This is a genomic window from Citromicrobium bathyomarinum, from assembly GCF_038594605.1.
Lineage (GTDB): Bacteria > Pseudomonadota > Alphaproteobacteria > Sphingomonadales > Sphingomonadaceae > Alteriqipengyuania > Alteriqipengyuania bathyomarina_B.
The window spans coordinates 491,842-514,672 of record NZ_JBCFZM010000001.1 but is presented as its reverse complement, the minus strand read 5'-3'; the positions used below and the strand labels follow the sequence as shown (position 1 = coordinate 514,672).

General features: G+C 63.2%; 20 protein-coding genes. 9 read left to right on the top strand and 11 right to left on the bottom strand.

Annotation, left to right across the window (positions count from 1 at the left end; translation table 11 throughout):
• Positions 1–3 precede the first annotated feature (3 nt).
• The gene (gene mazG / locus AAG612_RS02480) at positions 4–783 is read left to right on the top strand and encodes a nucleoside triphosphate pyrophosphohydrolase (protein WP_342506927.1); all 780 of its coding nucleotides are present in this window, start codon (positions 4–6) and stop codon (positions 781–783) included.
• Here the strand turns inward: mazG and hflX are convergent.
• The 5 genes from hflX to dusB all read right to left on the bottom strand — a co-directional run bounded on the left by hflX (position 775) and on the right by dusB (position 7,731).
• Positions 775–2,103: a GTPase HflX gene (gene hflX / locus AAG612_RS02475; protein WP_342506925.1), complete on the bottom strand. Its 1,329-nt coding sequence runs from the start codon at positions 2,101–2,103 to the stop codon at positions 775–777. The genes mazG and hflX overlap by 9 nt on opposite strands.
• A gap of 41 nt (positions 2,104–2,144) precedes the next feature.
• Positions 2,145–2,774: an RNA chaperone Hfq gene (hfq, locus tag AAG612_RS02470; RefSeq protein ID WP_342506923.1), complete on the bottom strand. Its 630-nt coding sequence runs from the start codon at positions 2,772–2,774 to the stop codon at positions 2,145–2,147.
• Positions 2,775–2,953: 179 nt separating this feature from the next.
• Entirely contained in the window at positions 2,954–4,333 is a 1,380-nt protein-coding gene (gene ntrX, locus AAG612_RS02465) for a nitrogen assimilation response regulator NtrX (protein WP_342506921.1), read from the bottom strand.
• Between the two features lie 28 nt (positions 4,334–4,361).
• The gene (locus AAG612_RS02460; RefSeq protein WP_342506919.1) at positions 4,362–6,596 is read right to left on the bottom strand and encodes a sensor histidine kinase; all 2,235 of its coding nucleotides are present in this window, start codon (positions 6,594–6,596) and stop codon (positions 4,362–4,364) included.
• A 115-nt stretch (positions 6,597–6,711) separates the two neighbouring features.
• The gene (gene dusB / locus AAG612_RS02455) at positions 6,712–7,731 is read right to left on the bottom strand and encodes a tRNA dihydrouridine synthase DusB (RefSeq protein WP_342508584.1); all 1,020 of its coding nucleotides are present in this window, start codon (positions 7,729–7,731) and stop codon (positions 6,712–6,714) included.
• A gap of 61 nt (positions 7,732–7,792) precedes the next feature.
• Here dusB and AAG612_RS02450 point away from each other — a divergent pair, with 61 nt between their 5' ends.
• From AAG612_RS02450 to AAG612_RS02440, 3 genes are read left to right on the top strand one after another with little or no spacing between them, the layout of a single operon-like run.
• Positions 7,793–8,950: a bifunctional 2-C-methyl-D-erythritol 4-phosphate cytidylyltransferase/2-C-methyl-D-erythritol 2,4-cyclodiphosphate synthase gene (locus AAG612_RS02450; protein WP_342506917.1), complete on the top strand. Its 1,158-nt coding sequence runs from the start codon at positions 7,793–7,795 to the stop codon at positions 8,948–8,950.
• A complete protein-coding gene (locus AAG612_RS02445; protein WP_342506915.1) occupies positions 8,947–9,486 on the top strand; it encodes a hypothetical protein in 540 nt (179 codons plus the stop codon). The genes AAG612_RS02450 and AAG612_RS02445 overlap by 4 nt, the downstream gene beginning before the upstream one ends.
• Positions 9,483–9,983, top strand: coding sequence for a CinA family protein (locus tag AAG612_RS02440; protein WP_342506913.1), 501 nt, complete (start codon positions 9,483–9,485; stop codon positions 9,981–9,983). Before AAG612_RS02445 ends, AAG612_RS02440 begins: the two co-directional genes overlap by 4 nt.
• Here AAG612_RS02440 and AAG612_RS02435 read toward each other — a convergent pair.
• Both AAG612_RS02435 and lipA read right to left on the bottom strand, forming a co-directional pair.
• Positions 9,944–10,402 (bottom strand): type II toxin-antitoxin system RatA family toxin, encoded by a 459-nt coding sequence (locus AAG612_RS02435; protein ID WP_342506911.1) that lies wholly within the window; start codon positions 10,400–10,402, stop codon positions 9,944–9,946. The genes AAG612_RS02440 and AAG612_RS02435 overlap by 40 nt on opposite strands.
• Positions 10,402–11,358 (bottom strand): lipoyl synthase, encoded by a 957-nt coding sequence (gene lipA / locus AAG612_RS02430; protein WP_342506910.1) that lies wholly within the window; start codon positions 11,356–11,358, stop codon positions 10,402–10,404. Before lipA ends, AAG612_RS02435 begins: the two co-directional genes overlap by 1 nt.
• 110 nt (positions 11,359–11,468) lie before the next feature.
• Between lipA and AAG612_RS02425 the strand changes: the two genes are divergently transcribed.
• Complete coding sequence (locus AAG612_RS02425; protein ID WP_342506908.1) at positions 11,469–12,194, top strand: NYN domain-containing protein; 726 nt, start codon at positions 11,469–11,471, stop codon at positions 12,192–12,194.
• Between the two features lie 79 nt (positions 12,195–12,273).
• Here AAG612_RS02425 and AAG612_RS02420 read toward each other — a convergent pair whose 3' ends face one another.
• Positions 12,274–13,578: a hypothetical protein gene (locus tag AAG612_RS02420; RefSeq protein ID WP_342506906.1), complete on the bottom strand. Its 1,305-nt coding sequence runs from the start codon at positions 13,576–13,578 to the stop codon at positions 12,274–12,276.
• Between the two features lie 298 nt (positions 13,579–13,876).
• Between AAG612_RS02420 and gyrA the strand changes: the two genes are divergently transcribed.
• Positions 13,877–16,702: a DNA gyrase subunit A gene (gene gyrA, locus AAG612_RS02415; RefSeq protein ID WP_342506904.1), complete on the top strand. Its 2,826-nt coding sequence runs from the start codon at positions 13,877–13,879 to the stop codon at positions 16,700–16,702.
• A 105-nt stretch (positions 16,703–16,807) separates the two neighbouring features.
• Here gyrA and AAG612_RS02410 read toward each other — a convergent pair whose 3' ends face one another.
• Positions 16,808–17,401 (bottom strand): lysoplasmalogenase family protein, encoded by a 594-nt coding sequence (locus AAG612_RS02410; RefSeq protein ID WP_342506901.1) that lies wholly within the window; start codon positions 17,399–17,401, stop codon positions 16,808–16,810.
• A gap of 350 nt (positions 17,402–17,751) precedes the next feature.
• On the opposite strand from AAG612_RS02410, the gene trmFO reads away from it, so the two are divergent.
• The gene (trmFO, locus tag AAG612_RS02405; protein WP_342506899.1) at positions 17,752–19,134 is read left to right on the top strand and encodes a methylenetetrahydrofolate--tRNA-(uracil(54)-C(5))-methyltransferase (FADH(2)-oxidizing) TrmFO; all 1,383 of its coding nucleotides are present in this window, start codon (positions 17,752–17,754) and stop codon (positions 19,132–19,134) included.
• Here trmFO and AAG612_RS02400 read toward each other — a convergent pair.
• The gene (locus AAG612_RS02400) at positions 19,131–19,607 is read right to left on the bottom strand and encodes an EF-hand domain-containing protein (RefSeq protein WP_342506897.1); all 477 of its coding nucleotides are present in this window, start codon (positions 19,605–19,607) and stop codon (positions 19,131–19,133) included. The two genes, trmFO and AAG612_RS02400, sit on opposite strands and share 4 nt — an antisense overlap.
• A gap of 24 nt (positions 19,608–19,631) precedes the next feature.
• Positions 19,632–20,309, bottom strand: a complete 678-nt coding sequence (locus AAG612_RS02395; protein ID WP_342506895.1) for a hypothetical protein — start codon at positions 20,307–20,309, stop codon at positions 19,632–19,634.
• 160 nt (positions 20,310–20,469) lie between these two features.
• On the opposite strand from AAG612_RS02395, the gene AAG612_RS02390 reads away from it, so the two are divergent.
• Positions 20,470–22,218, top strand: coding sequence for a TadE/TadG family type IV pilus assembly protein (locus tag AAG612_RS02390; RefSeq protein ID WP_342506893.1), 1,749 nt, complete (start codon positions 20,470–20,472; stop codon positions 22,216–22,218).
• On the top strand, positions 22,215–22,829 hold the full coding sequence (locus AAG612_RS02385; RefSeq protein ID WP_342506891.1) for a TadE/TadG family type IV pilus assembly protein: 615 nt from the start codon (positions 22,215–22,217) through the stop codon (positions 22,827–22,829). The genes AAG612_RS02390 and AAG612_RS02385 overlap by 4 nt, the downstream gene beginning before the upstream one ends.
• Positions 22,830–22,831: the final 2 nt, after the last annotated feature.

Below are 22,831 nucleotides of genomic sequence, written 5' to 3'. Positions count from 1 at the left end.
GCCATGAACACACCGGAAAGCTCGCAACTCGACCGTCTGCTATCCATCATGGCGCGGCTGCGCGATCCTCAAAAAGGATGCGATTGGGATCTCGCGCAGGATTTCGGCACAATCGCGCCATACACCATCGAAGAAGCCTACGAGGTGGCCGACGCAATTGAGCGCGACGCTATGGACGAGCTGCGTGAGGAACTGGGCGACCTGCTGTTTCAGGTCGTGTTCCATGCCCGCATGGCGCAGGAGCGCGGCTTATTCGCCTTCGAGGATGTGGCGCGCGCCATTTCGGACAAGATGGAGGCCCGCCACCCGCATATCTTCGGCACTGGTGATGGCCAGATGGATGAAGCCCGATGGGAGGCGCTGAAGGCGCAGGAGCGTGAAGCGAAGGGCCAGCAGAGCGCGATGGACGGCGTGGCGCGCGCCCTTCCCGCGCTGCTCCGCTCAGAAAAGCTTCAGAAGCGCGCAGCGCGCGATGGGTTCGACTGGCCCGATCCCTCGGGCGCGGCGGAGAAACTGGCAGAAGAAGCGCGCGAACTTGCCGAGGCCGATAATCCGGCGGATCGCAAGGAAGAGGCAGGCGATTTGCTGTTCGCGGCGGTCAATCTGGTTCGCGCAAATGGTATCCAGCCCGAAGAGGCTCTCAAGGCGGCGAACGACAAGTTCGAGCGGCGCTATCGCGGCATGGAAATGCTTGCCCAAGGCGCTTTCGCCACGCTCGATCTCGATGCGCAGGAGGCCCTTTGGCAGGCCGTAAAACGCTCGGAAAAGCGCGCCTCAGACTAGGTCGAAACTCTCGAACTGGCCCAATTCCTTGGGCCCGAGCCGCACGATGAGCCGATGCTGGGGGCCGCTACCCCCCTCTCCATCGATTTCCTCTTCCTCGATCACGTCGCCATGCGCGTGCAACCACGCAATCTCGCGTCCGGCAGAGGCAGGAAGCACGAATTCGCGAATGGTCGCACCGCGCGTCAGCACGTTCGCGATCGTTGCCTCGAGTCCTTCCAGATTGAACCCGGTCTCGGCGGAGAGCGGCACGACTTCTTCATCCTCGGCAGCCCGGGCAGCGAGGTCCTCGCGAACGTCCTCGGCGAGCAGATCCCACTTGTTCCAGACCTCGACGATCGGGATCACGACAGAGCCCTCCCCTTCGTCCTCGGCCCCCTCCTCGAGCGTGCCGACCACGCCGAGACCCCGCAGGACTTCGAGAACCTGCGTTTTCTGCGCCGCGCTGGAGGGATTGGCGATGTCGCGCACATGCAGAATCAGGTCCGCATTGGTGACTTCTTCCAGTGTGGCGCGGAATGCCGCGACGAGCTGCGTCGGCAAATCGGAAATGAAGCCCACCGTGTCCGAGAGGATCGCCTTTTCCACCCCCGGAAGGCCAATGGCGCGCATGGTCGGATCGAGCGTGGCGAACAGCAGGTCTTCGGCCATCACGTCCGCACCGGTGAGTCGATTGAAAATCGTCGACTTGCCGGCGTTGGTATAACCGACCAGCGCGATGACCGGCCACGGTGCGCGATTGCGCCGCTCGCGGTGGAGCGCACGGGTCTTGCGCACCTGCTCCAGCTCCTTGCGCAGCCGACTCATGCGGGTGCGGATCATCCGCCGGTCGGCTTCGATCTGCGTTTCGCCGGGACCGCCGAGGAAGCCGTAACCGCCACGCTGGCGTTCGAGGTGGGTCCAGCTGCGTACCAGACGGCTCGCCTGATAGTCGAGGTGGGCGAGTTCGACCTGCAGGCGCCCTTCCGCCGTCGCCGCGCGCTCGCCGAAGATTTCGAGGATCAGCCCGGTCCGGTCGATTACCTTGCGCTTCAGCTTTTCTTCGAGCGTGCGCTGCTGGATCGCGGAGAGCGCGCCATCGACGATAATCAGTTCCGCCTCCGCCATTTCGGCATCGACGCCGATCTGCTCGACCTGCCCTGCCCCGAACAGCGTCGCGGGCCGCACATCGCGCACCGGCTGAACATAGCTTTCGGCCACCACGATGCCGATCGCATTGGCGAGGCCGATCGCCTCGGCCAGGCGTTCATCGGCCGGCAGATCATTGGCCTGGCCACGGATATCGGGGCAGACGACGATGGCGCGCGCGCCGCGCGTCACCTCGCCTTGCAGATCATCATCGAAAATTTAGCTGGTTCCTGTCAATCGTCGTCGTCGTCATCATCCTCGCCTTCCCAGTCGCTGAGATCGACCGGGCCGGAAGGCTGGATGGTAGAGACGGCGTGCTTGTAGGCCAGCTGGACGTAACCATCGCGCTCCAGCAGCGTGCAGAAGAGATCATAGGCCGCAATCCGGCCCTGCAGCATCACGCCATTGACGAGGAACATGGTAACCTGGACCTCGGCCTCGCTGACACGGCCGAGGAATACATCCTGCAACTGGCGCTGCTTCTTGCCGCTGTCCTGGTTGGAGAACTGCTCCGCATCCATCGGATTGGCGGGCATGATCGTGCTGATCGCATGCTTGTAGACGAGCTGCGATTGCCCGTCACGCCGCAACAGCAGCGAGAAATTGTCGAACCAGGTAATGATGCCCTGAAGCTTCACGCCCTTGACCAGAAACACCGTCACGGGTTCCTTTTCACGCCGCAGGATATTCAGAAAGCCATCCTGCAGGCCGGGTTGCTTTTCCGCGCGGTTGGACTGGCGCGGCGCAGTGGCCTTCTTGGCTTTCGGGCGCGGCGGTACTTCGTCATGGTCTTCGCTCACATCGACCGGTTCGTCGAGCGGCTTGGCCTTGGTGCGGATCGAGAGCGTCTTTCCTTCGGGCATGACCCATTTCCTGTTCTTGGCGGCCTCAGCGGTGCCGCGTCGCTCAAATCGGATGCCGGTGCGCGGTGCGCAATGGCAGGACTTACCATAAAAAATGCCTGCCGCGGCCTAGCGTTCCACCGGTGCTAGCTAGTTCTGCTTCTCCTGGTGCTTAGCGCCGCGTCCCCAACGCCTGCAACTCAGTCTTCATCCTTGCGATCGGTCATACCCAGTATCTTGAGTTTGCGGTGCAATGCGGAGCGTTCCATGCCGATGAAACTGGCGGTTTTGGAGATATTGCCAGAAAAACGTCGGATTTGGATCGTTAGATATTCACGCTCGAATTCCTCACGCGCCTCGCGCAGAGGCACGCCCATCAGGCTCGACATGCCAATTCCGCCCTTGGCCCCGCCCTCGGTGATTTCACCCGGCAGCATATCGGGCTCGATCACCTGCATCTTGTCACGCGGGGAGAGGATCACGGTTCGCTCAACCACGTTCCGCAATTCGCGCACATTGCCCGGCCAGTCGTAGGCCTGAAGGGTCGCAAGCGCCTCTTCGCTGACCTCGGGCGGTTGCAGCCCCTGCTCGGATGCATAGCGGGCGAAGAAATGGGTCGCGAGCGCGGGGATGTCGTCGCGCCGGTCCGCCAGCGAGGGGATTTCGACCGGAACGACGTTCAGGCGATAGAACAGATCTTCGCGAAAACGCCCTTCCTCGATTTCCTTCTGGAGATCGCGCGATGTCGAGCTGACCACTCGCATGTCGACCCCGATCTGCCGGTTGCCGCCGACCCGGACGAAGCTCTGCTCGGTCAGCACGCGCAGGATGCGTGCCTGCGTGGAAAGCGGCATGTCCGCCACCTCGTCGAGGTAGAGCGTACCGCCATCCGCCATCTCCAGCAGGCCTGCGCGAACCAGCTTGCCTTCCGCCTCTTCGCCGAACAGCTCCTGTTCGAAGCGTTCGGAGGTAATGCGGGCCGAATTGACGATCACGAAAGCGCCGGAGGCGCGCGGGCTCCAGCTGTGGAGCAGGCGCGCGGCGACCTCCTTGCCGCTGCCGGCGGGGCCACTGATGAGCACACGGCTCCCCGTGTTGGCGACCCGTTTCAGCGTCGCCCTGACCTGGTTGACCGGTGCCGAATTGCCCGTGAATTCCTCGCCGGCGCCGCCATTATCCTGCTTGAGCTGGATATTCTCGCGTCGCAGCCGCTCGGTCTCGGTCGCGCGTTCGACCAGCAGCAGGAGGCGTTCGGTTTCGAACGGCTTCTCGATGAAATCCATCGCTCCGCGGCTGACCGCAGAGACAGCGGTGTCGATGTTGCCATGCCCCGAAAAGATGATGACCGGCAGTTCGGGTTCGCGCGCCTTGATCGCGTCGAGCACTTCGAGCCCGTCCATCGGGCTCCCGTGCAGCCAGACGTCGAGCAGCACGAGGCTCGGCCGGCGTTCGTCCACCAGACGCAGCGCGGTGCCGCTGTCGCCCGCAACACGGCATTCGTAGCCTTCGTCGCTGAGCACGCCGGACACCAGATCGCGAATATCGCGCTCGTCGTCGACAACCAGAATATCGAGCGCCATCAGCGCCTCCTCGTATGAAAATGAACCCTCATGACGTCATGTCTTCCGTCGCGGGTGCGGGATTTCGGGCAAAGCGCAGAATCACCTGCGTGCCGCCTTCGGCCATCGGCGCGAAGCTCATCTCGCCGCCGTGCTCTTCGACGATCTTGCTCACGATCGCGAGACCGAGCCCGGTGCCCTTCTCTCGCGTTGTCACATAGGGTTCGGCGATCCGATCCCGCTCCGCTGGCAACCCTACGCCATTATCGGTGATGCGGATATCGACGAAGTCGTTCTCCGGCGTGATCGACACCGCAATCCGTCCCGCAAACTCTTCGCCCTCGTCCTTCCCCTCGCCCACATCCGCCGCACGCGCCTGAACCGCTTCGACCGCGTTCTTGAGTACGTTGGTCATCGCCTGGCCGAACTGGTGCCGGTCGCAGCTGAGGGGAACCTCGCCACCCGGCGTTTCGAGGCAGAAGGCAATGTCCTGATGCGCGACTTCTTGCAGAAACACCGCCTGCCGAACCAGATCGAGCGCGTCCTCGTCCCGGAACATGGGCTTGGGCAGGCGGGCAAAGGACGAGAATTCATCGACCATGGTGCGCAGCGCAGTGACCTGCCGCACGATCGTGCTGGTCAGCTCGTCGAACAATTCCTCACCCTCGCTGATCTGCTTGCGATAGCGACGCTTCAGCCGCTCGGTCGCGAGCTGGATCGGGGTCAGCGGGTTCTTGATCTCGTGCGCGATGCGGCGTGCCACGTCGGACCATGCGGCGCGGCGCTGATCGATGAGCTGGCGGGTGATATCCTCGAAGGTAATGACGTGGCCGCCCGTCGCAGGCGCGACCCGCACAGCGAGCGTCAGCAGATCCGGGCCCTTGTTGATCGTGACGATGCCGTTTTCGGCGCCCTGATCGAGCAGCGCGGCAATCTGCGGCGAGACCCCGGCGAAGGCCCTGCCCCGCCCCTCTTCGCTCAGATCGTCGAACAGCAGACGGCGGGCGGAGGTGTTCATCAGCTGGATCGCCCCTGTCTCGTCGAGCGAGACGATGCCTGCGCTCATCGATTCGAGCACCGCCTCGATAAAGGCCCGCCGCTCCTCCAGCTGACGGTTGGCCTGAACCAGATCGTCGGTCTGCGCTTCCAGCTGCGCTGTCATACGATTGAAGGCGCGGTTGAGCATGCCGATCTCGTCGGCGCCCGTGCGCCCTTCGACCCGGAGCGAGAAGTTCCCCGCGCCCACCTTCCGAGCGGCGGCAACCAGATCGGTCAGCGGTTCGACCTGCCGATCCGCAAACCGCAACGCGAACCATACCGCGAAGCCAACCAGCGCAAGGCTGACGAAGAACAGCGCGAGGTTGAAGCGCAGCTGCAAGGCACGGGCACGTTCGCGCAGGCCTTCGTAGCGGGCGACGACCTCGCCCGCCTTCTCCCACTGGCTGAAGGCCAGCGCTTCGGTATTGCGCGCATTGTAGAGATAGATTCCGGCCGAACGATCGATGGCAGTCACCGCCTCGATCCGTTCGGGGCTGGCGAAGACCACCTCGATCTCGCCCGCATCGAGCTGCTCAAGCGCCTTTTCCAGCGTGGCGGCGGGCTCGTTCCCGCTGACCAGTCCGATGGCGACGGGAGTCGTGACGAGCCCGTTCGGAAAGGCCTGCAGGATGGCGCTTTCATTGAGGTCCCTCCCCTGCACCTGAAGCCGGTAGAGATCGAGGAACTCCGGCTCCGCGAGATCCGCACCAGAGCGCCCCTGAAGGATCGACAGCATGTCGCCCGCCATCGCGCGGGTCTGGTTCGACACGTCGACCTGATTCTGTTCGTAATAACCGCGCGCAAGCTCGTTGGCACTTTCGAGCAGACCGCGCGATGTGTTCGAAAACCAGAAATCGACGCCCGATTGGAAAAGGACCGCGGCAAAAGCCGCCACCAGCAGCGTCGGGACGGCGGCGATCAACGAAAACACGAACACGAGGCGCACGTGCAGCCTTGCGGTGCTACCCGCCGCTCGCTTGAGCGCGAGCCTGCGCCCGAGCAGCACCAGCAGCGCCATGGCGGGGACCAGTGCGCCGACCAGCAGGATCGAAACCTGCTGCGTCGGCAGCAGGCTGGACTGGTCGTCGCCATTGGAAAATGCCGTCCAAGTCGCGACGATCATGATCGCGAGGGCTACTGCGGCCGCGATCTCGAGCCAGGCGAACAGATTGGCGCGCCGCGACACCACGACCAGACGCCGTGTGAAGCGTGACCCGCGGATTGTCCTTCTTGAAGCAGTCGCCATCGTTGCGAACTTACAACATCGCTGTTGCCGGAATACAAGTTACAAAGCCTGTTCGTCCCACTTCGTGCCGCATATGGGCAACGCCTCGTGGCAGCAGGCAGATCGGGAGGGGCCGCTATGCGGCGGTGCGGACAAGGAAGGGTTCGTAGAACCGCTCAATCTCGCCCAGCACCTGCGCCGGATCGTCGATGAAGTTGACCGTCTTGCGGAACTCAGACGAGCCGTAGAGACCTTTCACGTACCACCCCAGATGCTTGCGCGCGATCTTGACTCCGACCTCGGGGGTATAGTGATCGAGCATCCGGCGGAAATGCTCAACGACGACCGCATATTGCTCGTTCAGCGGCGGATCGGCCCGCTTTTCGCCGGTCTGCCACCAATGCATAACCTGGCCGAGCAGCCACGGGCGGCCATAGGCGCCGCGACCGATCATGAGTCCGTCCGCGCCGGATTGCTCCAGCGCCTTGGCGGCATCGTCGATACTGCAGATGTCGCCGTTGACGATCACCGGAATGTTCACCGCTTCCTTCACCTTGGCGATGAAGGACCAGTCGGCAGACCCCTTGTACATCTGGTTGCGCGTGCGGCCGTGGACGGTGATCATCTTGACGCCCAGATCCTCGGCAATCCGCGCCAGCTCGGGCGCGTTGAGGCTTGCGTGGTCCCAGCCCATCCGCATCTTGACTGTCACCGGGACATCGACCGCCTTGACCGTCGCTTCCATCAGCTTGGTCGCCAGCGGCACTTCGCGCATCAGCGCGCTGCCGGCCAGCTGGCCGACGACCTTGCGCACCGGGCAGCCGAAATTGATATCTATGATGGCCGCGCCATTGCCTTCCTGCAATTTCGCAGCCTCGGCCATGCTCGCCGGGTCGCAGCCGACCAGCTGCATGCTCACCGGCTCCTCGATCCGGTCCCACGCCGCTTTCTGCACGCTCTGGCGGGTTTCGCGGATCGCGGCCTCGCTGGCGATCATCTCGGTCACGTTGAGGCCCGAGCCATAGCGACGCACCAGCGTGCGGAACGGCATGTCGGTCACGCCGGTCATGGGCGCGAGGACGACCGGCGTTTCGACACGCACGTCGCCGATGGCGATCGGCTTCAGAGCCGAGGGAGGGGTTGGCACTTCAAGCATGGGGAAGCGCGCCAAATAGTGGATTGCCGCCGATCCCGCAAGCGCGTAGCCCTCGCTCACGATGCCAGCCCCCGTACCCGAAAGCCGTTTCGCCGCGATTATCGTTGCCGCAGGTACCGGCACGCGTGCCGGGCAAACGATCCCCAAGCAATATGTACGCTGGCGCGGCAAGCCCGTACTGCGCCATTCTGCCGAGGCGCTGCTTGCGGCAGGCGCAGAGCCGCTGGTGGTCCCGATTGCGCCCGATGCTGCCGATCTGGCGCGCGACGCGCTGTCCGGACTCGACTCGATCATACTCATAGACGGCGGCGAAACGCGGCGCGCTTCGGTATCCGCCGGACTGGAGGCACTTGCTGGCGAGACGCCCGATCGTGTCCTGATCCACGACGCCGCACGCCCCATCCTGCCGCAGCCCGTGATCGACCGGGTGCTCGCCGCGCTCGACGCACACCCCGGTGCGATTCCTGCCCTCCCCGTGGTCGACACGATCGCGCGCACCAGAGATGGCATGATGACGGGTCAGGAAGACCGCACCGCCCTCGCCCGCGTGCAGACCCCGCAAGGTTTTCGCTTCGCCGATATCCTCGCGGCGCACCGCGCGTGGGATCCGGCAACCGAACCGACCGACGATGCTCAGGTTTTGCGGGCATCCGATGGCGACGTCGCCATCGTTGCGGGCGACGAGCGGCTCGCCAAGCTCACATTCGCAGAGGATTTCGCGATGCAATCAGCGCCCGTGCGGACCGGCACCGGCTTCGATGTCCACCAGTTGGCCGAGGGCGAGGACCTGTGGCTGGGCGGGATGCGAATCGAGCATACCGCGGGGCTCGCCGGACACAGCGACGCCGATGTCGCGCTCCATGCGCTGGTCGATGCGATCCTCGGCGCGATCGGCAATGGCGACATCGGCACGCATTTCCCGCCGAGCGACGAACGCTGGCGCGGCGCATCCTCGGGCCAGTTCCTGCAGCACGCCGTGGCGCTGGCGACCGAGGCGGGCTACCGGATCGGCAATCTCGACCTCACGATCATTTGCGAGGCCCCCAAGATCGGCCCGCACAAGGATGCGATGCGCGCAAAGATCGCCGATTTTGCGGGTATTCAGGTGGATGCCGTCAGCGTAAAAGCGACTACCACCGAAAAGCTCGGCTTTACCGGGCGTGAGGAAGGGATCGCCGCGCAGGCCGTGGCAACGCTTATCAGGGAAGATTTCGCATGAAGATGTCGTTCAAGCACGCCGCCGGAGCCGCCGCGTTCGTCTCGCTGGCTCAGCCCGTGATGGCACAGGGAACACCCTGCGTCCAATCGGACGACCTGGCAGATATGGTAACCTACGCAGTGCCGATGTTGATGGACGGCGTGCAGATCTCTTGCTCCGATGTGCTGCCTGCCGACAGCTTTGTGATGGGCGCCAATGGAGAGGGCTTTGCGGATCGCTTCGCTGCGCTGAACGATCAGGCATGGCCGGGCGCAAGGCGGGCCTTGATGACCTTCATGAAAGCCGAGGGTGACAATCAGGCGATGAGCGGAATGCTCGGCGAGATGGACGACGAGGCCCTGCGCCCGTTCGTCGATGCGATCATCGGACCGATGCTCGCCGAGGAAATCACCCCCTCCTCCTGTGCCTCGATCGAGCAGATCCTCCCGCTGATCGCACCGCTGCCTGCGGAAAACTACGGCCCGCTGCTCGCCACCATCTTCAGCCTGGTGAGCGATAGCGACGACAAGCTGAACATCTGCCCGGACGAGCAATGACCGACACCCTGCTCCCGCCCGACATCATCGAACTCGCTACCCGCGTGGTGGCGGAAAGCCGCGATGCCGGGCGGACCATTGCGCTCGCGGAAAGCTGCACCGGCGGTCTGGTTTGTGCTGCGCTGACGGAGATTTCGGGATCTTCCTCGGTGCTCGACCGCGGGTTCATCACCTATTCCAACGAAGCGAAGATGGAGCAGCTGGGCGTTTCGCACGACATTATCGAGACGTTCGGGGCGGTTTCGATCGCCTGCGTCTGGGCGATGGCCCAAGGCGCGCTCAGGAACAGCAATGCGGACATCGCGGTCGCGATCAGCGGGGTCGCGGGCCCGGGCGGCGGCACGCCGACCAAGCCTGTCGGAACGGTCGTTTTCGCCCGCGCGATCCGGGGCGAGGATGCCGAGCCCGAGGGTGAACTCAAGAGTTTCGGCGACCTCGGCCGGGGCGGAATACGCCGTCAGGCGACGATTTGTGCGCTGGAGCTGTTGCTGCCGTAAAGCTCGTTGGCGCGATCTTCGAACGCGGTCATCATTTTGCGGAAAGCGCGGTCGAAATAGGCCCCGGCAAGCGCTTCGAAAATCTTGTTCTTGAAGGTGAAATCGACCCGGAAGTCGATCTCGCAGCCGCCTTCGACCGGGCGGAAGGCCCAGTCATTGTCGAGATCACTCAGCGGCCCGTCGACATAGTGGACGTTGATGCTGTCGGGTCGCTTCTTCTCGACGCGGGAGGTGAATTTCTCGCGGATCGCCTTGAAGCCGACAACCATGTCGGCGACCATTTCGGTTTCGCTGTCCGACTTGATCCGGGTCGCGATCACCCATGGCAGGAATTCGGGGTAGCTCTTCACGTCCGCCACGAGGGCGTACATCTGCTCGGGCGTATAGGGCAACGTGCGCTTCTGGTGGATGCCGGGCATCAGGCGTTTCCGGCGCGCGCGGCCTCGCGCGCGAGGCGTTCTTCGCGCGCGGCCTTCATCTGGGCGAAATCGTCGCCCGCGTGATAGCTGGAACGGGTCAGGGGGCTCGATGCGACCTGCAGGAAGCCCTTCGCACGCGCGATGGCGCCAAATGCGTTGAACGCCTTGGGGGTGACGAATTCCTCGACCTTCGCATGCTTGGGCGTCGGCTGGAGATACTGGCCCAGGGTGATGAAATCGACATCCGCGCTGCGCATGTCGTCCATCACCTGATGCACCTCGAGCCGCTGCTCGCCCAGTCCCATCATCATGCCCGACTTGGTGAAGATCGTCGGGTCGTGACTCTTCACCTCTTCGAGCAGGCGAAGCGAGGCATAGTAGCGCGCGCCGGGGCGGATCGTCGGGTAGAGCCGCGGCACGGTTTCAAGGTTGTGATTGAAGACGTCGGGCCGCGCTTCGCAGATTGCTTCGATCGCGGGGCGCATCTTGCCGCGGAAATCCGGCGTGAGAATCTCGATCGTCGTGCCTGGCGTTTCGCGGCGCAGAGCCTCGATCACCTTCACGAATTGCGAGGCGCCGCCATCGGGCAGATCGTCGCGATCGACGCTGGTGATGACGATGTGCTCCAGACCCATCTTGCCCGCTGCGACCGCGACGTTTTCCGGCTCCATCGGGTCGACCAGGCGTGGCATCCCCGTCTTAACGTTGCAGAAGGCGCAGGCGCGGGTGCAGACATCACCCAGGATCATCACCGTGGCGTGCTTCTTCTCCCAGCACTCGCCGATATTGGGACAGGCAGCTTCTTCGCACACCGTGTTGAGGCCCAGATCGCGCATCAGGCGGCGAGTCTCATGATAGCCCTTGCTGACCGGCGCCTTCACGCGGATCCAGTCCGGTTTGCGCTGCCGCGGTGCGGGGGCTTCTTCGGGGGTCGGCGCGGAAGACAGATCGTTCATGCCCGCCACTTAGTGCCCGTAGGGCATCGAAGCAATGGCGGCCCTCGCTGTGCGCGGAAGCGTCGAGCCACGGCTTGCCAGCCCGCCTCCCCTCGCCCATGTGCGAGGGCATGTCAGACGCAACGCTCAAGAACATCGCCCTGCTCATCGACGCGGACAACACCACTCCCGACGGGATCGACCCGGTGCTGACCGTCATGGCCGAGCTCGGCCAGGTCAATATCCGCCGCGCCTACGGCAACTTCGCCAAGGACAATCTGGCGCGGTGGGACAAGATCACCAACAAGTTCGGCATTCGTCCGCAGCAGCAATTCGACGTGACGCGCGGCAAGAATGCCACCGACATGGCAATGACCATCGACGCCATCGATCTGCTTTACCAGGGCAAGGTCGACGGGTTCGGAATCATGACCTCGGACAGCGATTTTACCCCGCTCGTCACGCGGCTGCGGCAGGACGGGATCGTGGTCTACGGCTTCGGCGAGGCGAAGACGCCAATGGCCTTCCAGTCGGTCTGCACGCGCTTCATCGACATCAAAAAGCTGATCGCGACCAATGCCGCCGACCGCTCGAACGAGCGCAAGAAGGGCAGCGCGATCGTGTCCGACGTGGTCGACGACGATCTGCTCGAACTGATTACCGCCGCCTATTCCGAAGCGAAGGGCGATGGCGGGTTTGCCCGGCTTTCCCAACTCGGCCAGATTGCGGGCAACCGGTCCAGCTTCGATGTGCGCAACTACGGGTTCAAAAGCCTCAAAGAGATGTTCGACTCGTTCGACAATTTCGCGGTCGAGACACGGGACGACAATCAGATTTACGTGAAGCGCCTGCGCTGAATGGGCATCGCTACATAAAAGAAACGGCGCGGAAGGCTTCCCTCCCGCGCCGTAGCATCATTCGCAGAATGGCGAGCGCTTAGCTCGCGGCCGCAGTCGTTGCAGGTGCCTCACCCGAAGCCTGGCGAGCGGCATAGGCCGCCCACAGACTGGCGATGGATGCGCGGTTGCCTTCCACCTTGTCGAAAGTCGCCTTCGCAGCGGCGTAGTCGCCGGTATGGACCTGCGCGATGCCGAGGCGCGTGAGGGCGGCATTCCGATCGACATCCGGGCGGGTCAGAGCAAGCTCGTACAGCTCGGCCGCCTTTGCCCCATCTTCGAAGTTCAGGAAAGAATTGCCCGCCGCCATCGCTAGGCTGGCGCTGGCGCCCGACGCCTTGGCATCACGCTCCAGCCCAGCCAGGTCAGCTCGCAGGCCCGGCGCGCGGCTCTTCGATTCTCTCAGCGCTTCCTTGACGAAGGTATCGCCGGTGTTGAGGAGGCCCGCGTTCACACCTTCTTGCGCAACCGCTTCGACCTCGCCGGGAAGTCGCTGGTAATCCGCTGCATCAATATAGTCGGTGTAGTCGCGCGCATTGCGCATCGCGCCGACTTCGCGAAGCAGACGCAGCAGGTCGAGAAGTTCGCCATCGGTATAATTGCCGTAGTTGCGCTCGATTGCGATGGCGTTCGCCCAATAGACGTCATTCGGATAGTATTTGACGAGCAGGGTGCCGAAAGCGGCGGCATCGTCCGCCATGTCATTGTCCGCCGCGATCTGGAAGGCCGAGCGAAGGACGTCCTCGCTGGGATTTTCGCCAGCCTTGACCTGGTCGTTCACCTGTTGGGCGTAATAGGCCAGCCCGCCTGCGACATCGTCGGTCCGCGAATAGGTGGCAGCGATCAGACGCTCTGCCTGCGGGTCTTCATAGCCGAGTGCGAGCGCTTCCTGAATGCGTTCACGGGCGACAATATAATCGTCCATGTTGAAAGCCAGCTGCCCGGCGATGTAGGTGTATTGCGGCAGGGCATCGGCGGGCACCTTGCCGCTTTCCAGCATCATTTCCATGCCTTCGCGGCGCAGCGCAGGGTCGCTCATCTTGGCGCCGATCTTTTCGAGCGTGCTACCGTAAACGAAGCGGTCGTCGGCGGTCTGTACCGAATCCTTCGCAGCTCTCGTCTGGGTCAGCAGCGCGGCGTAGTCCGGGTTTTCACCCTTCAGCGCGGTATCGATCGGGCCAAAATTCTCGATGAAGCCTTCGGAAAACTCAGGCTTCTGTTCGTTCTGCTTCTGCGCGAAGGCAGGGGCATCGAAAGCGGTTACGCCAAATGCGCCGACGCTCATCACGGCTGCGGCGATGGCCAGCTTCGAAGCCTTGCGTGACGAGAAGGTGCGGATTGCCATTTATCTCTCCTTGTGGGGGCCCGTTGAGGGCTCACCCCGAATTGTGAATGTGTTATCAGGATAACGCGGGGCCTATGGGATAGTGCCTTGCGAACGTCCAGATGGTGGCAAACGGCGGTTGAACCGTTGTTGAATGGCAACGCTGCGCAAAATCCCACCTAAATCGGCGGAAAATGTGGAAAAAGCCCCACGCAATCCCCATCCTTTAGCGGGCGTGCTGGCACCTTCGGAGGCTTTCCCCTAGCCTCCCTCGACAGCGCGACAGACGCTTCCGATTAACTGACGGACCGGACATTCCTTGAGCGACGAGACCGACACCCTGAGCCCGCCCAGCCCCATGGGCGAGTATGACCGCATCGACATCGTCGATGAGATGAAAACGAGCTATCTCGATTACGCGATGAGCGTGATCGTCAGCCGCGCGCTGCCCGATGTGCGCGACGGCCTGAAGCCCGTCCATCGCCGGATTCTTTTCGCCAGCCAGGAAGGCGGCTTCGTCGCCGGAAGACCCTATCGCAAGAGCGCCAAGATCGTCGGCGACGTGATGGGTAACTACCACCCGCATGGCGACAGCGCGATCTACGATGCGCTCGCACGCATGACCCAGAGCTGGTCGATGCGGGTCCCGCTAATCGATGGCCAGGGCAACTTCGGTTCGATGGACCCCGATCCGCCGGCTAGCATGCGCTACACCGAAGCGCGGCTGGAGCGGGTCGCCAATGCGCTGCTCGACGATCTCGACAAGGACACCGTCGATTTCGCGGAGAACTACGATGGTTCGCGCGAGGAACCGACCGTTCTTCCGGCGGGCTTCCCCAATCTGCTGGTCAACGGCGCGGGTGGCATCGCGGTCGGCATGGCGACCAACATCCCGCCGCACAATCTAGGTGAGGTGATTTCGGGCTGCCTGGCCTTCATGGCCAATCCCGCGATAACCTCCGAAGAGCTGATCGAGTATATTCCGGGGCCGGATTTTCCCACCGCTCCGCTGATCCTCGGCCAGTCGGGCGCGCGCGCCGCCTACACCACCGGTCGCGGATCGATCATGATGCGTGCCCGGCACGAGATCGAGACCGGGCGCAATGATCGCCAGTCGATTGTGCTGACCTCGATACCCTTCCAGGTCGGCAAGAACATGCTGGTCGAACGGATTGCCGATGCCGCGAAGGAAAAGCGGATCGAAGGTATCTCCGACATCCGCGACGAATCGAGCCGCGAAGGCGTGCGCGTGGTCGTGGACCTGAAGCGCGATGCCTCGCCCGAAGTCGTGCTCAACCAGCTGTGGCGCTACAGCCCTGCGCAGGCGAGTTTCCCCGCGAACATGCTCGCAATTCGTGGCGGACGTCCCGAAGTTCTCGCCCTGCGCGACATTATTCAGGCCTTCATTCAGTTCCGCGAACAGGTCATTACCCGTCGCACCAAATATGAACTGAACAAGGCGCGCGACCGGGCGCACATCTTGCTCGGCCTGGTGGTCGCAGTGTCCAACCTCGACGAGGTTGTCGCGATCATCCGTGGCGCCTCGAACCCCGCCGAAGCGCGCGGCAAGCTGCTCCGCAAGGAATGGCCGATCGGCGACATCGCCCAGTATATCGAGCTGGTCGAAGCGATCGATGTTTCGAGCGAGCAGGAAGGCGGCACCTACCGTCTCTCCGAAAAGCAGGTGAAGGCCATCCTCGAACTGCGCCTGCATCGCCTGACGGCGCTGGGCCGCGACGAGATCGGTGATGAGTTGAAAGAGCTCGCGACCAGGATCGAGGAATATCTCTCGATCCTCGCCGACCGTCGCAAGCTCTATCAGGTGATGCGCGAAGAGCTCGAGGCGATCCGCGACCAGTACGCGACCCCGCGTGTCAGCGAAATCGCGCCCGCGTGGGACGGTGTCGAAGACGAAGACCTGATCGAGCAGGAAGACATGGTCGTCACCGTCACTCACGGCGGCTACATCAAGCGCACCCCGCTCCACGCCTTCCGCGCCCAGGCGCGCGGCGGCAAAGGCCGCAGCTCGATGGCCACCAAGGACGAGGATGCGGTGGTCGAGATGTTCGTCACCAGCACCCATAATCCGGTGCTGTTCTTCACCAATACCGGCCGGGTCTATCGCCTGAAAGTATGGAAGCTGCCCGAAGGCAGCCCGACCACCAAGGGCCGCCCGATGGTCAACCTGCTGCCGCTGGGCGAGGACGAACGCGTTACCAATGTCCTCCCGCTGCCGCAGGACGAGACCGAGTGGAGCGCGCTCAACATCGTGTTTGCGACCGAGCAGGGCATGGTCCGCCGTAACTCGATGGATTCCTTCACCAACGTGCCCTCCAACGGCAAGTACGCGATGGGTTTCGCTGAAGGCAGCGGCGACCGGTTGATCGGTGTGCGCTTGCTGAACGAGGAACAGGAGATTTTCCTCGCCTCGGACGCGGGCAAGGCGATCCGCTTTGCCGCCACCGATGCGCGCGAAACAAAGAGCCGCACAGGCATCGGCGTGCGCGGCATGAAGCTGAAGCCGGGCGAAAAGGTCGTGTCGCTGGCGGTGCTCAACGAATTGTCGCAGGACATGGAAACGCGCGAGGCATACCTGCGCGGCGCGGTTTGGAAGAACAATGATACCGAGCATACGCTTCCCGCGGACGAGGCGCAGGCGATGGAGGAGAACGAGGAATTCATCCTGACGTTGACCGCCAATGGCTACGGCAAGATTTCCTCGGCCTACGAATACCGGACAATCGGGCGTGGTGGCCAGGGGCTCACCAATATCGGAGAGCCCAGCGATGCCAGCCGCAACGGCCCGGTCGTGGCCAGCTTCCCGGTGCGCCATGGTATGCAGCTGATGCTGGTGACCGATCAGGCGAAGCTCATTCGCCTGCCGATCGACTTCCGCCACCTGATCCCCGGCGGGTTCGAGAACCACAAGGGCTGGTCCATCTACGGTCGCGGATCGTCGGGCGTGAAAGTCTTCGATGTCGCCAAGGGCGAGCAGATCGTCGGCGCCGCGCGGATCGACGAGGATGCCGATCCCGAAAACCCGGCCGAAGAAGCGATCATGGACGAGCGCATGGCGCGCGAGGATCAAACGACGAGCCCGCACACCACGCTCGATCGTGACGATCCCCCGCCGACCGATGTGTAGACTCGCATCTCGATGATCCCGTTCGCGCTGAGCTAGCCGAAGCGCGGACGGGATCGCCACTCGCTCGTCGACAAGCGCTGGACGAGCTGAGTTCGGTTCGAAAAATTAGCGGCGAAACCGTCGCAGCGTCTGCACTACGCCGGTCGCGATCAAGAGCTGACCGATATAGTAGAGCGGCCAGATCAGCAGGTCGGGCAACGGCGCGAGATCGACCGGCCCCATGCGGCTGAAGATCAGCCAGTCGGATGCGACGAACAGCAGCGCGCCCAGTCCCACCCGCCATTGCGAAAACAGGCTGAGCCAGGCGGCCATCGCCATCCCGCCGAGCCCGAGCCCGTAGAGACCGATCAAGATGTCGCCCGACAGCAGCCACGACACTGCGGGCACGCTTACCAGCAGCAGGATCGTCGCCCACTTGCGTGCGACACTCGGCTCGGGTCGCAGATAGCGCCGATAGAAGAAGATCGCCGCGATGTGGCTGGCGAAAAACGCCGCGCCACCCGCTACGAAAGACAGCTGGATCGCAGCGTCGCCGACAGCGCTCAACGCCAGCGCCACCACGAACGGCGCGGCCCGTAAGCCCCTGGTCCGTTGCGCAGCATAGAGCGCGAGGAAGCCCACCGCACTCGCCTTGATCGCCATCAGCCATAGTCCGCCGAGCGCCGTTTCCTCGAGCAACGGGAAAGCGATGCCTGCCATGATACTCAGGACGAGCCACGGGCGGTGCTGGACCAATGCGCGATGAGGGCGGGCGCGACGGCGAATGCTGAAATCCTTTCGGTCTGGCAGTCGAGAGGCTGTCAGGATGGTGTGATGCAATGCGTGGAGCAATGATGCTCGGTATGACAAATTTCCATCGCGAAACAGGGGCATTTCACGATGGTCGCCGCCCTTGGGTCTGCCCGGCTGCTTAGTCAATTGGCGTAACGCAATCGCGTTCCGATGAACCGTTGCGGGGGATGTCGAGCACAGGCATTCAGAAGTCGATGAGTGGCGGAGGCTCGACTGCCCCGATTGCGAAGCTCCGCCCCAACCCCTAGGTGCGCGCGATGACATACGACGTACATATCATCGGTGGCGGGCTCGCAGGCAGCGAGGCGGCATGGCAGCTGGCGCAGGCGGGGCTGAAGGTTCGCCTGTCCGAAATGCGCGGCGCTCCTGAAGACAAAGGCGGCGAGATGACGCCCGCGCACCAGACCGATGGGCTGGCCGAGCTGGTCTGCTCCAACTCTTTCCGGTCCGACGATAGCGACAAGAACGCGGTCGGCCTTTTGCACGACGAGATGCGGAGGCTGGATTCCATCGTGATGACGGCGGGCGAAAAGGCGCGCGTTCCGGCAGGCAGCGCAATGGCCGTCGACCGCGATGTGTTCTCCGCCGAGGTCCAGCGAAGGCTGACCGATCATCCCAACGTCACGGTGGTGCGCGAGCGGGTCGATACCTTGCCCGACGCAGGCCTCACGATCGTCGCGACTGGGCCGCTGACCGCGCAAACGTTGGCCAAGAGTATCGTCGAGGCGACCGGCGAGGATCGACTCGCCTTCTTCGATGCCATTGCGCCGATCGTCCACCGCGACTCGATCGACATGAGCAAGTGCTGGATTCAGAGCCGTTGGAACAAGCGCAACGAGGCCAGCAACGAGGATGGCGACTACATCAATTGCCCGATGACCAAGGAGCAGTACGAAGTCTTCGTGCAGGCACTGGTCGATGGCGAGAAGACCGAGTTCAAGGAATGGGAGGCCGATACCCCCTATTTCGACGGCTGCATGCCGATCGAGGTGATGGCGGAGCGTGGGGTCGAAACGCTGCGCTATGGCCCGATGAAGGGTGTCGGGCTCGATAATCCTTACGATACCACCGAAGAGCATCCGCAGGGGCGCTGGCCCTACGCCGTCGTGCAACTGCGGCAGGACAACAAGCTGGGCACGCTGTGGAACATGGTCGGCTTCCAGACCAAGCTCAAATATGGTGCGCAGGTGGAGCTTTTCCGGACCATTCCGGGTCTGGAGAACGCAGAGTTCGCGCGGCTCGGCGGGCTGCACCGCAACACCTTCATCAACTCGCCGCTGGTGCTCGACCGGCAGCTGCGGCTGAACAAGGCGCCGCATATCCGCTTCGCCGGGCAGATCACGGGGTGCGAAGGCTATGTCGAAAGCTCGGCGATCGGCCTCATGGCGGGGCTGATGGTGGCGGCAGAGCATCGCGGCGAAGACTGGTCCCCTCCCCCGCGCACGACTGCGCTGGGCGCCTTGCTGAGCCATGTGACCGGCGATGCCGAGGCCGATACGTTCCAGCCGATGAACGTCAATTTCGGGCTCTTTCCGCCGCTGCACGAGGTGAAGAAGAAGCAGCGCAAGGAAGCCTATACGTCACGCGCGAAAGCCGATCTGGGCGAATGGCTGGCGGCGAACGAGCCTGTTCCCGCCTAGCAATTGCAGCGCGGTTTGCTGGTCTTGCGCCTGGGTGCGGTGGTCGCGAATTCGGCTTGCGTCAGCGCGCGGTCGCCATCGGCATCGGCGCCATCGAACCTGGTCGCGGTGGTGACCGCCCATTCCTCGAAAGTCAGCAGATTGTTGCCATCCTTGTCGAGCTTGCGGAACGCATCGCTACGGGTCGAGAGCATCTCGTTACGCGTGATCTTGAGGTCGCGGTTCCGGTCGTAGCGGAAAAACCGGCGTTGCTCGCGGGTCAATTCGGTGGCCTGCGGAGGCGCCGGACCTGTCAGGTCCGCCGGATCGACCTGTGGCAGCGTCGGCTCGGTCGCGGTTTCGGTTGGTTCGGGCGGTGGCGGAGCGGCCTCTTCGACCTGCGCCCTGCCCTGCCACCAGAACATGCCGACGCCTGCAAGCGCCAATCCGAGCACGGCGCCCAGCACCAGCCGGTCCAGTCCCTGCCCCTTCATACGCACGTCCCCTCTGAAACCCGATCAGCGTCCTAGCATACCCGTCCGCACGGCAGCGAGGAAGTCGCCAGGCGTGGACAGCATCGGATGTTCGCCGAGCATCGCACGATGCGCCAGCCGCCCGAGGATGGCGAAGGGGCGCAAATCGCGGGGAAGGCGCGGCGAAGCCGCATCGAAAAGGTTCTGGCTCCTCGCCGCCGCACGGGCGCGCTCGGCATCCTCTGGCGAAGAGCAGTGCTCGGCCAGATCGGCGTAAGACCACAGCTGCGCCGCATGTTCGGGAGAAGGCGGGCCCGCCCGACCCAGCGCGCAAGCGGCTACCGACCAGGCGTCTGCGTGGCCCTGCGCAAAGGCAATGGCCGCATCGTTCGATAGCGGCCCTTCGGCCAGCAACGCCTCCCACCCGTCAACGAGCGTGCCAAGCTGCGAGACATCTGCATCCCACGCCGCGAGGCGCGCGAGCAGCGGTTCGCCCTTGGGCCATTCGGACGGCGACTGCGCGAAGCGATCGCGCCACCACGCAAGCTTGAGCTGGGCGATGATCGGTTCGCTCGCCTGCCGCACCGCATCGGCGAGCCGCCGGTCCAGCGCAAACAGGTCTTCGAACACGGGCCGCGTATCCTTGCGCGCATAGGCCAGCGCCAGCGTGATCGCCGGATCGACCTGCATGGGCTCGCTGAGGGAAGAATTCTCGCGCGTCACAAGACCGCAAATGCGCGGGTCTTAACGGCTCTTCAACCCCGATCGGTCAAAACTACCTAACCGCGGCGTAACTATGCGGCGGATAGGTGCGCGTTACGCGCATCATGCAGCAAAGGCTGAGCTTGGAGCGGGAATTTTCGATGACGAGGAAGTGGCGGGCATGAGTTTCCTGAAACGTCTGCGCCACGATGTCGCGGGCAACACCCTCGCGATCGTCGCCGCTTCGCTCGTCCCGCTGATCGGGATCATCGGTAGCGGCGTCGATATCAGCCGCATGTATATCATCAAAACGCGGCTCCAGCACGCATGCGATGCGGGCGCGCTGGCGGGTCGCAAGGCCATGGCCAGTGGCCAGTGGAGCCAGGCAAATTATGCCCCGCGCCGCGCCGCGGAGAAGTTTTTCGATGCCAATATCGCGCCGGGAGCCTATGGCGCAGAGGATATTGAGCGCACTTTCACGGAAGACGCGGGCAAGGTCACCGGCACGGCCTCGGCCGATGTCCCGATGAGCCTGATGACCATTTTCGGTTTCGAGGCCGATACGATGGCGGTCACCTGCGACGCGGAAATGCGGCTGCCGAATACGGACATCATGTTCGTGCTCGACGTAACGGGCTCGATGAATTCGAACATTCCCGGCGAGTCGACCAAGAAGATCGACGGTCTCAAGACCTCGGTGAAGTGCTTCTACGAAATCGTGGCGCGGCGCGACACGGACGCGAATTGCGCGACCGGCACGCCCAGCGGCGGCACCAGCAGCGATGTCCAGATTCGTTTCGGGTTCGTACCCTACAACACCAACGTGAATGTCGGCCGCCTGTTGCCTGCGTCCTACTTCAAGGACACGCATTCGTATCAGACGCGCAAATCGGTGGGCGGCACTTCAACCTGGGGCGCGTGGTACACGACCGGTTGGGAGAGCTGCGGTCAGGGCAATACCGCTACGGTCCAGAATGTAGAAGTCGATCGAACCTGGTTCTTCGGCACTTGGTGCCGTTACAACCGTCGCGAGGCGACCGGTACGCCGCCGAGCCTCACGTACGACCAGTTCTCCGTAGATGTCAGCGGCTTCAAAACGGGCGACCGCGATAGAGCCGAAGTGACCATCGACGGCAGCGATACCCGCACGGTCGACTGGCCCGGCTGTATCGAGGAACGGCAGACGGTCCGCTCGGGCAATTACTGGCCAATCCCCTCGGGCGCCTACGATCTGCAGATCGATCTGCTGCCGACCAATGATGCCACGCGCTGGGCACCTGCCCTGCCCGACCTGATCTATACCCGCGGAGCGACCAATGCGACGCGCTCGCAGGACTTTCAGAGGAACCGGATCAGCGGGACGACCACGAATTACGGGCAGCCGTCGAGCTATTGCCCGACCGAGGCGAAGAAGCTGCAGGAGTGGAAGGAAGCGGACGATTTCGAAGACTATGTCGACAGCCTCTCGACGAACGGAAACACCTATCACGACATCGGTCTGTTGTGGGGGGCACGCCTGCTCTCGGCCGGCGGTATCTTCAAAACGGAAAACGAGCTGACGCCCAAGGGCGGCGAGATCGACCGGCACCTGATCTTCATGACCGATGGCGATACGGTCGCCAACAATTACGATTACACCGCCTATGGCGTCGGCTGGTACGATCAGCGCACGACGTCTGGCAACGACTATAATCACCAGGTGAACGCCCGGTTTGAAGCGCTGTGCAACGAGATCAAGAACATGACCCCGCGCGGCATCACCTTGTGGGTGGTGTCCTTCGGCGATGGCACCAACAACTCGACCAACAACCGCCTGAAGAGATGCGCCACCGCGGAAACGTACTATTTCCATGCAGCCGATAGCGGAGAACTTCAGCAGACCTTCAAGAAGATCGCGGACGACATCTCGCAACTGAGGTTGACGCGTTGACGCTCCGCCCATTCTTCAACCGTCTTCGAAGCGAGCGTGACGGCGCAACCCTGATCGAATTCGCAATCGTCGCGCCGGTCTTGTGCCTGATGCTGATGGGCGCGTTCGACATCGGCCATTCGCTTTATCTGCGAACGGTGATGGAAGGCATCATGCAAAAGGCGGGGCGCGATTCCACGCTCGAAACAAGTTCGACCACCAGCGTGCAGGATGCGCTGGACGACAAGGTGGAGGCCCAGATTCACGCGCTGGTGAAGGACGCTCAGGTCGACACCAACCGGCGCTTCTACCGCAGCTTTGCCGAAGCCAAGGCTGCCAAGCCCGAAACGTTCAATGACAGCGATGGCAACGGACGGTGCAACGGCGGCGAAGCCTACGAAGACGCCAACGGCAACAATGTGTGGGACGAGGATGGCGGCAATGCCGGCCAGGGCGGCGCGAAAGATGCAGTGCTCTACTCGGTCACGGCCACCTACGATTCGCTGTTTCCGCTGTGGAAGATGATCAACGGAACGCAGTCCAGGTCCGTCACCGCGACGACCATCCTGCGAAACCAGCCCTATAACGAACAGGGCAGCTACGCCGCGCCGGTATGGAGAAACTGCCTGTGATC